9 protein-coding genes are annotated in these 13,008 nt (G+C 58.0%); 5 read left to right on the forward strand and 4 right to left on the reverse strand.

The window, feature by feature from the left end:
• Positions 1-357: 357 nt before the first annotated feature.
• On the reverse strand, positions 358-870 hold the full coding sequence (locus C8264_RS14665) for a hypothetical protein (protein WP_162783669.1): 513 nt from the start codon (positions 868-870) through the stop codon (positions 358-360).
• Complete coding sequence (locus C8264_RS22390) at positions 857-1,501, reverse strand: site-specific integrase (protein WP_205245690.1); 645 nt, start codon at positions 1,499-1,501, stop codon at positions 857-859. Before C8264_RS22390 ends, C8264_RS14665 begins: the two co-directional genes overlap by 14 nt.
• Here C8264_RS22390 and C8264_RS14675 point away from each other — a divergent pair.
• The 5 genes from C8264_RS14675 (at position 1,492) to C8264_RS14695 (ending at position 9,379) form a co-directional block, all read left to right on the forward strand.
• The gene (locus C8264_RS14675; protein WP_108461723.1) at positions 1,492-4,725 is read left to right on the forward strand and encodes a type I restriction endonuclease subunit R; all 3,234 of its coding nucleotides are present in this window, start codon (positions 1,492-1,494) and stop codon (positions 4,723-4,725) included. The genes C8264_RS22390 and C8264_RS14675 overlap by 10 nt on opposite strands.
• A complete protein-coding gene (locus C8264_RS14680) occupies positions 4,726-5,445 on the forward strand; it encodes a M48 family metallopeptidase (protein ID WP_108461724.1) in 720 nt (239 codons plus the stop codon).
• A gap of 30 nt (positions 5,446-5,475) precedes the next feature.
• Entirely contained in the window at positions 5,476-6,405 is a 930-nt protein-coding gene (locus C8264_RS14685) for a DUF5655 domain-containing protein (RefSeq protein ID WP_108461725.1), read from the forward strand.
• Positions 6,392-8,287, forward strand: coding sequence for a DUF7380 domain-containing protein (locus C8264_RS14690; RefSeq protein ID WP_108461726.1), 1,896 nt, complete (start codon positions 6,392-6,394; stop codon positions 8,285-8,287). The genes C8264_RS14685 and C8264_RS14690 overlap by 14 nt, the downstream gene beginning before the upstream one ends.
• A gap of 66 nt (positions 8,288-8,353) precedes the next feature.
• Positions 8,354-9,379, forward strand: a complete 1,026-nt coding sequence (locus C8264_RS14695) for a virulence RhuM family protein (RefSeq protein ID WP_108461727.1) — start codon at positions 8,354-8,356, stop codon at positions 9,377-9,379.
• Positions 9,380-9,738: 359 nt separating this feature from the next.
• Here the strand turns inward: C8264_RS14695 and C8264_RS14700 are convergent, their stop codons facing one another.
• Both C8264_RS14700 and C8264_RS14705 read right to left on the reverse strand, forming a co-directional pair.
• Positions 9,739-10,494, reverse strand: a complete 756-nt coding sequence (locus tag C8264_RS14700; protein ID WP_108461728.1) for an N-acyl amino acid synthase FeeM domain-containing protein — start codon at positions 10,492-10,494, stop codon at positions 9,739-9,741.
• A 123-nt stretch (positions 10,495-10,617) separates the two neighbouring features.
• On the reverse strand, positions 10,618-12,927 hold the full coding sequence (locus C8264_RS14705; RefSeq protein ID WP_162783670.1) for a putative bifunctional diguanylate cyclase/phosphodiesterase: 2,310 nt from the start codon (positions 12,925-12,927) through the stop codon (positions 10,618-10,620).
• Positions 12,928-13,008: the final 81 nt, after the last annotated feature.

Genomic DNA, 13,008 nt, shown 5'->3' on the forward strand with positions numbered 1-13,008 from the left:
GTATGTTGGCGGGATTCGGCGGGGGTGTTCGCGCCCGGGAAACGGGCGCGTGATATGGTTTCCACACGCATTGCTGTGACCTTGGAGTAGCGCCGTGCCAAGGCGGGAAAGGGAGGTTCAGGCCCCGTTCGCACTCATCGGTCATCATTCAAAGGACACGGCGGGGAATCGACCCCCCAAAGGGTGTGGTCCAGAGGGTCAGCGCCCAAGGTCACCCGCCACGGATGTTAATCCGTCGGATGTTTGTCAGTACATCCACCTTCATCATGCCATAGGTTTCTGGTCACCTCAATCGGTAACGACGGCGCTGCAATGGTGTCCAATAATTTCGTGACAATCATCTGATATGGCACGAATTTAGTTTGAAATGATGCTCGGCACATCCCATTCGGCAAGCTCATCCAGTATCCGGCGCATCGCTTCGCGTTCTAACGCTTCCCGGACGTGATCCGGCTCGACATCATTGACCTTGTCACGCCTGCGGAACATCTCGCAAAGGACGCGGGCTGTCTCCTGCACATCGGTTGCACGGGTACAGCCCATGACCTCACGCGCTGCGAGGTTTGCCAATTCCGGAACTGTCTGTGCCGTGCCGATGGTGGCAACCGAACAGGAGCGCAGCGCACGCATCTCGACATCGCAGATGTCGCGCTGTCTATGCCGCGCCATAAAGTGCAGCGCGCGCTCCAGGTCGTGCTCAACCCGTGTCGCCGGCCCGATCAACGCCACCATCGCAGCGTCTAACCGCTCCTGCTGACGGCCTTCGGTTTTGCCGGTCGTGTGGGCATTGATAATGGCGAGCAAAACACGTTCCAGCACGCTTGTTCCATCGCCCAAGGTCGCCCGGTATGTGGAGTCACTGACTGACATTGGCCAACTCCAATATCCGGGCCGCGACCAGTTCTACCGGCACGCGCAACCGCTCGGCATTGACCACGATATAGCCGCCCGTGACGTCGCCGTTGGCGCGGTGGTTCAGGAGCCGCTTGAGCGCGTAGTAAGGAACGTCGAGGCTTTCGGCGATGGTGATAAAGGTGCGGCGCAGATCATGCAGGGTGAAGCTGACGCCCGACCCCGTGGTGACGCGGAGCAGAAACTTTTTGATCTCCACGAGGTGACCGTTCTTGCCGGGACCGGGGAACACCCAAGGCGAGCCGTCCGCCTCCTCTTTGCGCTTGGTCAGCAAGCCCGCAAGGAAAGCTGATAGCGGCAGGTTCAGCGGGTCGCCGTTCTTGGTGGTGGGCAGGTGCAAGGTCCGCGCTTGGAAGCGGAGAAGCGGCAAGAAGTCGGCCTTCTGTTCAATGACGTTGACGACGAACTCGATCAAACCGTCGCACTCTTGAAACGCCTCCGTCTCCAAAAACGTGGCCTGATGCAGAAGCTCCTGAATGGCGATTGACCGGTGCCGCCGAGCATCGATCGGCTTCTGCCCGGCGGGCGAGACATTGACGAGGCTGTCGGGGCAGAGGTGCAAAGAGCGGAGGCGACGGGATGAGCCCAAGCCCGCAATTCCCGACCTCCGAGGCTGGTGGCGTGCAAGTGCAGACCCTGCATCTGCTCGCCAATCTCGGCTGGCGCTACAAGACGCGCGCCGAGTGCGAGGCGGGGCGGCGCGGGCGAATGGCCTCAACCCTGCTCGAAGATGTGTTGGCCGAACGGCTGCCAGCGATCAACCGGATCGAGCAGCGCGGCAAGACCTGGCCCGTCACTGACGCCGCTGCGCAGGAAGCCATTGGCAAGCTGCAAGCGGCGCTGAGCGACACCAGCAAGGGCGCGCAGGCCACCAATGAGACGGTGACCAATCTCCTACAGCTTGGCACCGGCATCCCCATCACGATTGAAGGGGAAACCAAGAGCCGCCAGCTCGCCTATATCGACTGGCGGAACCCCGAGAACAATCTGTTCCACATGACGGCGGAGTTCCCCGTCGAGCGCTCACGCGCCACGGATACTCGCCGTCCCGACGTTGTGCTTTTCATCAACGGCATTCCAGTTGCCGTCATTGAACTCAAGAAATCGGCCGAGGACACGGATCAAGGGATCAGCCAGAGCATCCGCAATCAGGGTGCAGACGAAATTCCGCGCCTCTTCGCTTCAGCGCAAATCCTGCTTGCGGCTAATTCTTCCGATCCTCGTTATGCGACGCCCGGCACGCCGAAGCAGTTCTGGGCGAAGTGGCGGGAAAAGGAGATCAGCGAACGCCGCATCGGCGAATTGGTGAACGCACCGCTCGACCCTGTTGAGGCCAGCGCCATCTTCGCCGACTTCTCGCTGCACCGCCGTCGCCATGAAGGATTGATGGATGGCGCGGACGGTCGGCTGCCGACGCCGCTCGACAATACGCTTGCTGCACTCTTTTCCAAAGATCGCGTCATCGATCTGATCCGTTTGTACACCCTATTCGAAAGCGGAATAAAGAAGATCGCTCGATATCAGCAGTATTTCGGGGTGCAAGCTGCTCTCGTGCGCCTGTCGCAATATGACGACCATGAGCGCCGCAAGGGCGGCGTGATCTGGCACACGCAGGGCTCCGGCAAATCGCTGACCATGGTGATGCTGGCCAAGGAAATAGCCAATCTGGTCGACGATCCGCGCATCGTTCTGGTGACCGACCGGCGTGATCTCGACCGCCAAATCCGCGACACCTTCAAAGCTACCGGTCTGGATGTTCGCCAAGCCACGACCGGACGCCACTTGCTTGATCTCGTCGAGGAGAAAGCGGGAATCGTCACCACCCTCATCCACAAATTCAAGTCCGGCCTGCGCGCCCGCGAAACCATCGACCAAAGCCGTGACGTGTTCCTGCTCGTCGATGAAAGCCATCGCAGCCAAACCATCAAGGATGATGAGAGCCTGCACAAGCAGATGCGCAAGGTATTCCCGAACGCCTGCTATATCGGCTTCACCGGCACGCCTTTGCTGAAGAAGGAGCGCTCGACCTTCAACCGCTTCGGCGGGCTGATCCATGCCTACAAGATCGACGAAGCCGTCGAGGACGGGGCAGTCGTGCCACTTCTCTATGAAGGGCGGCTGGTGGAAACCGATGTCGACGAAAGGGCGCTTGATCGTTGGTTCGAGCGCCACACCAAGGGGCTGTCGCCTGACCAGATTGCCGAGCTTAAACGGAAATTCTCGCGCGGCCGGGAAGTCTTGAGCGCCGAACCGTATCTTGTCGAGGTTGCCGCCGATGTGTCCGAGGACTTCTCGCGAAACTGGAAGGCGACACCCTACAAGGGTCAGCTAGTGGCGCAGAGTCGTCGCGCGGCGGTGATCCTCAAGAAGCTGCTCGACAGCTTCGGTGATGTGACCAGCGAAGCCGTCATTTCGCCCAGCGATGACCGGGACAATCACGAGCAGGTCAACGAAGAGCCAAGCGACGAAGTCGACAAATTCGTCAAGCAGGTCAAAGCCAATCACGGCTCTGTCGAGCGCTATGAAGAGCTTGTCATCGAACGCTTCAAGGGCGACGGCGCCCCGGATATCCTCATCGTTGTCGACAAGCTTCTCACTGGCTTCGACGCGCCGCGCAACCGGGTGCTCTACCTCACCAAGAAACTCAAAGAGCACGGCCTGTTGCAGGCTATCGCCCGTGTGAACCGCCTTTATGAAGATGACACCGGGGAGAAGAAGGAATTCGGCCACATCATCGACTATGCCGGAATCCTTGGCGAGCTTGACGCAGCGCTAACGCAGTATTCCGCCTTCGAAGGCTATGACGAGGCCGATGTCGCGGATGCGCTGCAAGCGATCCGTAAGGAAACCGACACGCTGCCAGACAAGCATGCAGCCCTCCTCGATCTCTTCAAATCGACCCGCAATCAGCACGATCAAGAAGCATTCGAATCCTCCCTCGTCGACGATCTTCGGCGGCAGGATTTCTATGATCGACTTCGGGAATACGCGAAGGCGCTTCAGCTAGCCTTTTCATCCGAAATCTTCACGCAGACAACCGATCAGCGCGTCATTGATGGGTACAAGGCCGACCTCAAACGGTTCGAGAATCTGCGGCGCTCCGTTGCCCGGCGCTATGCGGATCGGCTTGACGATGCCAATTCGAAGGAGCTCGACGCCAAAATAAAAGCGCTTCTCGATAAGCACATCACGACCGATGGCGTCGTTCCCATCGTCGCAGCGGTCAACATTTTCGACGATGCCGGTTTTCAGCAAGTTGTGCTTGAAGAAACCGGGAGCCTTGCGGCCAAGGCCGACGCCATTGCGAGTGCGACAGCCAAGACCATCACCGAGAAGATGGACGACGACCGGGTCTTCTATGAGCGCTTCTCCAAGATGATCAAGGACACGATCGAGGAGTTTCGCGCCGGTCGTCTGAGCGAGCAGGACTATTTCCAGCGCGTGCAGGACATCCGAAACGGCGTGGTCAATCGCAATGCCGCAGATGATGTTCCAGTCCGCCTGAAGGGCAACGAGTCGGGAAGCTCCATCTACCGCAAGCTGATTGATGGTTTTGCCAGCGTCGTGCCCCCGACCGAAGCGTCAGACTTTGCCGAGAAAACCGCAGTTGCGTTCGACGAGATCATACGTCGGCATGGCACGATCGACTGGCAAGATGATCCGGATACCCTGAACGAAATCCGCAATGCGATGGACGATTTCCTCTACGACGAAATCAAGAATTCGCATGGGCTTTATGGTCTGCAAACCGGTGCGATGGACACAATGATCGATAGTGCCCTTGGCATCGGTCGCCGGCAGTTGAAGTTTTAGATGACCAAGGATTTCACCGCACACAGGATCGAACTCGGGGGGCAAGTTGTACCCTACGCGCTGAAACGTTCCCCTCGAAAAACACTCAGCATCACGGTGTTTCCGGATGGTGGCGTCCTAACGGTTGCGCCCCAGTCCTCAGCTCTAGAAGCTATTGAGGAAAGACTACGGCGACGCGGTCGCTGGATCTTGAAAACTAGACGAGAGTTCGAGCAGTTCCGTCCGATCACACCGCCTCGCCAATATGTTCCGGGGGAAACGCACCGCTATCTCGGGCGGCAATTCAGGCTGTGGGTTGAGGAGTCCGTGCGATCACGGGTAGCGATAGAGGGGGACCAAATTGCGATCCGATATCCCGGCATACGGTCTGCCGAGAAAACCGAAAAGCTCCTGAGGGCTTGGTTTCAAAGCCGGGCCAAGCGAATTTTATCAGAACGACTTACGTCGCTATTTCTAGCTTTCCCAGAAATCGGCGGGCAGCCTAAGCTGACCGTGCGCAAGTTGACCAAGCGATGGGGCAGTATGTCTCCAGACGGAACGCACATGTTGCTTAATACCCGTTTGATAGAGGCTCCAGTCGACTGCGTCGACTACGTCATAGTTCACGAGCTTTGCCACGTCCAGGAACCGAACCATGGCCCTGCCTTCTTCGAGCTTCTTGAGAAAAAGCTTCCCAATTGGGAACGACGCAAAACTCGTCTTGAGAAAATTATGGTGTAGGGCTCGTATCATAGCCGGGGGAAACGATTGATGAGCGACATAAAACTATTCCGAACGGAGACCGGCGAGGTCACCGAACTTCGCGGCAGCGCGGTCGCGCTGGAAAAGTCGCTGCAGACTCTCATTGAACGCAACATGGAAGCGTTCCTTGGTGTGCGGTTTCTTGCATCCGAGTTTCCGACGACGAACGGCGGGCGCATGGACTCGCTCGGCATCGACGAGAACGGTTCGCCGGTCATCGTCGAGTATAAGCGGGCAAGCAACGAGAACGTAATCAATCAAGGCTTGTTCTATCTCGACTGGCTCATGGACCACCGCCGCGATTTCGAATGGCTTGTTCTGGAGCGCTTTGGTGCCGAACAGGCAAAGGCCGTTGATTGGGGAACCCCTCGGCTGGTCTGCATAGCCGGCGACTTCACCAAGTACGATGCTCATGCGGTCAACCAGATGAACCGGAACATCGCGCTGGTTCGCTATCGCCGCTTTGGCGACGAACTATTGCTGTTCGAACTGCTCACCTCGGCATCGGAACGGCCCACGCGCGAAATCCCTGTCAACATCGACGCCCAAGGCGAGCCTGCCGCAGCGCGACCGCGGTCTCGCCAGAAGACGGTTACGCAATACCTCGCGGATGCCGACCAAAACCTTGTAGACCTCTACGAGGCGACAAAGGCGTATCTGCTGGCGTTGGGGGATGATGTCGAGTTGAAGACCCTGGACAACTACGTCGCCTTCCGCCGCCTGAAGAACTTCGCATGCGTCGAGGTCAAACCGCAGATCAGGCACCTCAAGGTTTTCCTGAAGGTCGATCCAGACACCATCGAACTTGAGCCCGGTTTTACCCGCGACGTGCGCAACATCGGCCATTTCGGCACTGGCGACCTTGAAGTCATCATCACGGATGTCGCCAAGCTGGACAAAGCCAAGCCATTGATGGACCGCAGCTATGACGGGGCGTGAAGGACAACCGGAGGAACCTGCTGAAGCGGAAACTCAAGCAGATGGGCCGCCTTTCTGGCTTCAGGCAACGGGAGATGACATTGCCGGGCTAGAGTTTGAAACCCCTATCATCGGGTGCAATTCTGCTGATTGCAGTGAATTGAGCACCTTGTACCGCACGGAAGCAAAGGGGCTACAGGAGACGCAAGGCAACGAAGCCGCTGCGAAGGTCTTCGCGATGCTGTCGGCCGCTACGGACCTTCACTTCAAACCGAATGACCGCAATGCACCCTTCGGAGCGATGATGATCATGGGAGACCGACGATCGGCCATTCCAGAGGACTTTCGCGGTATTCCGGTCTCGGTACTTGCTTACGCGGCTGAGAATGCAACCAATCCAATGCTGAGGGCGCGGCTATCTGACCTTTGTTGGCTTCTGGAGCGAAAGAGGCACCAATTAGGTCGTGCCGCCATCGCATCCTACGTTGCAATCGTGGAGGGGCTGGGTTCAGGCTCCCTCAAGGATCGTCTTGACCGCGATGATCCGCTCTTGGGGCTTACATCGCGGGATGTTCTACGACGGGCGCTGTCGATGGGTCGGCCACTCGGGTGGGACAGTGATGAGGTTATCGCCGCGCGGACGCTGCTCACGACAATAAGGGCACGAGCTATCACGGGCAGCAATCCTGTACCTGTCCATTGGTTTTTCGAGATGGACTTGGATTTTGGCATATCCGATCCGAACATCATCGCCGCAGAAATAGATGCTTATCTAGCAGGGGGAGTTCCAGAACCTGGTTCCCACATGATTGTGGAGCTTTGGCGTTTGGCGGCTCGTGGGCATCATTATGCGAAGGATGAGGATGGAAAGAATCGGTGCCGAACAGGTGCCGCTGAAGCGCTTGTTGCCGAGTCTGAGAAACACACTTCAGCGATGCTGGCGTCGCACTGGCTCAGCGAGGCAATCGCCGAATATCATGGCGTACCGGGGCAGAGAGAACGACGCACCCAACTTCGTCACAAATTAATCGACGTCCAGTCCGGTATTGCAGAGGAAATGTCGTCATTCTCCCACCCCATGGACCTCAGCGAAATCGCGGATCAGGTCAAGGGGCAGCTTGAGGGCGAACGTGATCTCATCGACTTGTTGTTGATCTTTGCAGACTTGGAACGATCCCCCTCGCCGAAGAAGCTCATGGAGGATGCTGTGAAGTCTATCAACGACCATCCGCTTTCTTCCTTGTTCGGTGCATCATTTCACGACCACGAAGGCAAAGTGATTCATAAATCCGAGGGTGGAGGTTTCGGTGATGGTGATAACGGCGATGCTATCCGGGTGCAGATCGCTCAGCAGGAGAGCATGCGCAGGGGTATCCACGTTTCAGGACAGGTTCAGGTAGCGCGCCAATATATCACCGGGAATTATTACGTCGGTGAAGATACATTTCAGGCTCTTATCCGGCATAGCCCGTTCGTACCGGACGATCTGGTCAACACGTTCAGTCGGGGCTTTGCCCGCTTCTTCGAAGGCGACTGCGTAAGCGCTCTGTATATCCTGACGCCCATGCTGGAAAATTCTCTTCGCCACATTCTGAAACTGAACGGCCATGACGTCACAACGTTCGACGACGCCAAGCAGGTACAAGAAGATCGCACCATATCGGCGCTTTTTGAGCAGATGCGTCCAGAATTGGAAGAGGCGTTCGGAGACGCCATCACGGCGGACATTGACAACGTCTTCTTGTCCAAACCGGGACCAAGCCTTCGCCATGCGGTTGCTCATGGGCTTCTGAACGACAGCAGCCCCTACGGTCCTGACGCCGTGTATGCCTGTTGGCTCATTTTCCGCATTTGTTGCATTCCGCTTTTTGGTCAGCGGGAACATCTGACGCTGCCATCCTAGACAGACGCCATGACGGTGATTGTTCTCGCTGGTTGAACCATACCTATCTGAAAGAGCTTGCTGCCGATGGCTGACGACAACCTTATCCTCTACACCACAGAAGACGGTCGTAATCGGATTGAATTACGCGCGATTGATGGAACGGCATGGATGACGCAAGCCCAGATGGCCGAGCTGTTCCAAACCTCTCCTCAGGCAATGACTCAGCAAATTGGGAGCATCTACGAGGAAGGGGAACTGGACGAGGCCGCAACTTGTAAGGAGCTCTTACAAGTTCGAACCGAGGGCGGTCGTTCGGTTTCTCGCGCGCTGAAGCACTACAACCTCGATATGATCCTTGCCGTAGGCTACCGCGTTCGGTCAGCGCGCGGGGTCCAGTTCCGTAGATGGGCAACGACGACGCTGAGTGAGTACCTCATCAAGGGCTTCGTGATGGACGATGCCCGGCTAAAGCAGCCGAATTACGATTATTTCGACGAGCTGCTTGAGCGTATTCGCGACATCCGGGCGTCGGAAGCACGCTTCTATCAGAAGGTACGCGACATCCTGGCGCTTAGCGAGGATTACGATGCCAGCTCGAAATCCGTGAACACCTTCTATGCGACTATCCAAAATAAGATGCTGCACGCGGTCACCGGTCATACCGCTGCCGAGCTTATCATCGCTCGTGCTGACGCCGCTGCCCCAAATATGGGGCTGACTTCATGGAAAGGGTCGCGAGTGCGCAAGGCCGATGTCGTAACCGCAAAGAATTATCTCGCACAGCCGGAGATTTCAGAACTCAATCTCATCGTCACGATGTTTCTGGACACCGCTGATTTGCGCGCCAGACGTCGGCAGACAATGCAGTTGGCGGAATGGGAAAGCGTGCTGGACAATTTCCTGCATTCCAACGAACTGAATGTCCTTAGAAACGCTGGTTCGGTTTCTCACAAGCTGGCAACTCAGATTGCTGAGGCGCGCTACGAGAACTTTGACGCAAGCCGGAAAGAGGCGGAACGTCTGGCAGATGCAAAGACCGACGAGGTCGATGAACTGAAGCGAATCGCCGACAACATACCAAAGGGCAACAAGGACCGGCGCGGAGGGTAGTCAGGTCGTCACGTCAGGAATTTGAGGAACCCGGGACATCCCGACGCCCACGGACTCCCGCCCCCGGCCCAAGCTGTCAGTGCCGTTGATGGGGGAGGTCGGGGGGGTGCAGTGCCGATTAGTAGGGCACACGGTTAACTGTAGGCTTCTAGTAGTGTCGCGAGATCAAAGGGGTGGCAACCGGGTGATACCCCATGCTATCGCTCGACTCCTGAAAGCGGATTCCGGCCAATGGCTTGTCCAGTAGGGTCCAACGATTTCGTAGGGTGTCTAAATCTCTGATATTGTTACGAAAAACAATTCGTAATGATGGGGTCGCGTGTTCGAGTCACGCAAGCGGCACCAGATTCCCCTAAAGTTTAGCCCTGATGCGTCTCTATTGCGGCTAGGCGATGTGCGAGCCTCGCACTCGGCGCGATGATCTTGCGTGGGCCTTCCTCCGAGCTGAACAGTGCTTGCCGCTCTTCGGCAGTGGACATGAAGAAGGGATAGCGTTCCGCCACGCGGTCGCGAATCTCCGGCACTTCCGCCGCATAGAGGCATACGGGAAACAGCAATTCGCCCCAGCTGCGCTCCTCGCCCAATTGCCTGGAGCCGAATACCCGCCGGTAGAAGGCCGCGTGCTCAGCCCGCACCGAGGAGATGCAGTATCGGGCGCGGAAATGCTCACTTGCCATCGCCACGATCCGCAGCGTCAGGTAAGGCAAGGCGGGCAATGCCAAAGACGCGTCGTGGTCAGCGGTAAAGCGGCTTGGATCGATATAGCTCTCGCCCCGGTCCAGCATGGGTTCCAGGATTTCCGGCCAGATGGTCCGGCTCGGTGAGGTGCGGTTCTCCGCAGTCACATGGTGGAAACGAATAGAGCTGACCAGCTCGGAGTCGATATAGACGCCAAAACTGTAGCAATTGGCGGCATTGTCATAATCGTCCCGGGTTATTTCCTGGGAGTTGATCGGGATGAAGTTTTCACGCCGATAGGCTTCGTAGCGCAGCCGATATACCGGGTCCAATTGCTCGGACACCGAAACCCTCCGGTACTGAACGCGATCGAGCAGGTCGATCAGCGTTTCGGCAAACTGGGATGCGCGACTTGGCGCGTGGACGACCGCACTCATTAACAACGACTCCTGAACGGAGCCATGTTAATGATCTATTTACCATCAATGCCATGCGGAAAAATGGCACGCCCACTGCACCGTGCGGCTGTTTTCTCCAATTATACTTTGAATTATAGCGGCTTAGCCGAAATTAACCATGGCATCATCCAGCCTGTCTTCGGACAGATCATTGAACCGCTGGATCAAGGCCCGCACATTTGCGGCGGGCAATGGGCGGCTGAACAGATAACCCTGCGCCTGCTGCACCCCGGTGTGTTCGATCATCGCAGCCAGTTGTTCCGCGGTTTCGATGCCCTCCGCGATAACGGTGAGCTCAAGGTCACGTCCCAGCCGCGCTACATTGGAGAGTAGCCGCAGCGCACGCCCGTTGCTGGCTATATCTGCGACAAAGGACCGATCGATCTTGAGCTTGGTGAACGGCAGGGCGCTTAGATAGCTGAGCGAGGAATATCCGGTTCCGAAATCATCGAGCGCAATGGACAGCCCCCTGGCCGCCAAAGCCGTCAGGACGCGCTGGGCAATATCGCGCTCTTCGATCACGGCCGTCTCGGTCACCTCGACCTCGAAGCGCTCCGCGGCCAGCCCGAATTTTGCCAGCGCCTCGTCCACCAGCTTGAGCAAATCCGCGCCCCTGAAGTCGCGCGCGGAGATGTTGACGGCCACGCCGACCTCCTCCGGCCACCGGCTGCATTCGGCTGCTGCCTGCTCGATGACCCAGGCGGTGATATCGGAGATCAAGCCCATCTCTTCGGCCAAGGGAATAAAGGTCGAGGGTGGAATCGGCCCCAGAAGCGGGTGGTTCCACCGCGCAAGCGCTTCGCAGCTCACTACCCTGCGTGTTGCGATATCGACCAGCGGCTGGAATGCCAATGTGAGCGCGCCGCCTCTCACCGCTTCGAGCAGGTCGGTCTTGAGGCGCTGCCGGTAATGATAGTCGATATCCATCTGGGCATGAAAAACCTGGCTGCGCCCCTTGCCATTGCCCTTGGCAGAATAAAGCGCCAGATCCGCCTTGGTCATCAGATCGTCGATGAGATCGTCTGCCATGACGCTGGTGACGAGCCCCACGCTGACATTGGCAGGCAGGATCAGACCATCGAGCACAAACGGGGTGGCGAAGGCGTCGAGCACGGCTTGGGCATCGGCACGAGCCTGGGCAATCTCACCAACCAAGCCCCGATAGACGATAAATTCATCGCCACCCAACCGCGCCACGATCGCTGCTGCCGGGAGGCACTCCCGTAGCCGGCTCGCAGCCTGCACCAGCAACTGGTCACCGACGATATGGCCGAAGGTGTCGTTGACGTGCTTGAATTCATCGATGTCGATGATCATGAGCGAAACGGTGCGTGGAGGTTTCTCCAGCTTGCGCGCCTCGAGATCCTCGGCGACCACTTCGCCGAAATAGGTACGGTTCGGAAGCCCGGTCAGGGTATCGTGCCGTGCCATGAAGCTGATGCGCTCCTGGGACGCCACGCGTTCGCTGACGTCCTCGAACAGGAGCACGGTACGCTCGCCGCGCGAACTCACCGTTACCTCGAAATATCGCGTATTCGGCAGGGCCAGCAGGACCTTGCCCGGGCTGCGCCGGCCGACCATGTCCAGCAACCGGTCCACGGCAGTGCTCGGCAAAGCGCCTTGAACAGCCAGTTCCTTGAGGACCGCCTCAAACGAGGCGCCAATCAGCGGCTGCGCCGTAAGATGTGCGAACTGGTGCAGGGCGCGCTCATTGGCAACCGCGACAACGCCCCGCTCATCGAGCATGCACAGGCCGTGTTCCAGCGTGCTCAGCGCCATATCGAGCTGCGTCGCAAGTCGGGACGCTTCCACCCGCCCATGCACAGCGCTGAGCAGAATGGAACGGATATCGCTCGCGAGCTTGCGGAAGCTGGCGAGCATGATCACGAGCAGGATTGCCAGCAGCGGGTGGTAGATATCGGCCTTGAGCAGAAGGCCCAGCGACAGCGGCGCGATCACCAGCAGCATCTGGATGGCGACCAGCCGATCCAGTCCGAAATTACGCGCGCAGAGGCCGACCATGACCGCGATGGACAGCGATGCACTGACCAGTTCGGCATAGGGATTGCTGACAACCGCCATGCTCACCAGGCAGAACGCGCCATAAACCGCCGCGACCAGGGACCCCAGGATAACCGCCCGGTTTTCCCATTGCTCGGCCGCCTCGGCATCATCGCTGCCGATCGACGCACGCCAGAAGGCCTGCATGTTCAAATAGCGGGCGATGCCAAACAGGACGAACGCCAACGCCACGATCCACAACGCGGGAGAATGGGCGTTATAGGCACAGAGCGCGGCGGCGCATGCACTGGCAATGACGCCGGCCAACATCGCACGCTGGTCGCCATAGACCGAGCGGATGATGGACACATAATCGAGCGCCGGCATTGAATTGCGGGCCGAAGAAAACACCCGTGAGATCCCCATTTTGCCCTTGGATCAAAGCCCATAGCTCTTAAGAACGCCTTCGCAAAAGCCAGCAGCAGGGGAGAA

This window comes from Devosia naphthalenivorans, assembly GCF_003056355.1.
Classification (GTDB): Bacteria; Pseudomonadota; Alphaproteobacteria; order Rhizobiales; family Devosiaceae; genus Devosia; species Devosia naphthalenivorans.

Bases quoted from the DNA above. Each gene is read 5' to 3' on its own strand.
- C8264_RS14665 (WP_162783669.1), bottom strand. From the start codon at position 870: ATGTCAGTCAGTGACTCCACATACCGGGCGACCTTGGGCGATGGAACA.
- C8264_RS14680 (WP_108461724.1), top strand. From the start codon at position 4,726: ATGACCAAGGATTTCACCGCACACAGGATCGAACTCGGGGGGCAAGTT.
- C8264_RS14700 (WP_108461728.1), bottom strand. From the start codon at position 10,494: ATGAGTGCGGTCGTCCACGCGCCAAGTCGCGCATCCCAGTTTGCCGAA.
- C8264_RS14685 (WP_108461725.1), top strand. From the start codon at position 5,476: ATGAGCGACATAAAACTATTCCGAACGGAGACCGGCGAGGTCACCGAA.
- C8264_RS14690 (WP_108461726.1), top strand. From the start codon at position 6,392: ATGACGGGGCGTGAAGGACAACCGGAGGAACCTGCTGAAGCGGAAACT.
- C8264_RS14675 (WP_108461723.1), top strand. From the start codon at position 1,492: ATGAGCCCAAGCCCGCAATTCCCGACCTCCGAGGCTGGTGGCGTGCAA.
- C8264_RS14695 (WP_108461727.1), top strand. From the start codon at position 8,354: ATGGCTGACGACAACCTTATCCTCTACACCACAGAAGACGGTCGTAAT.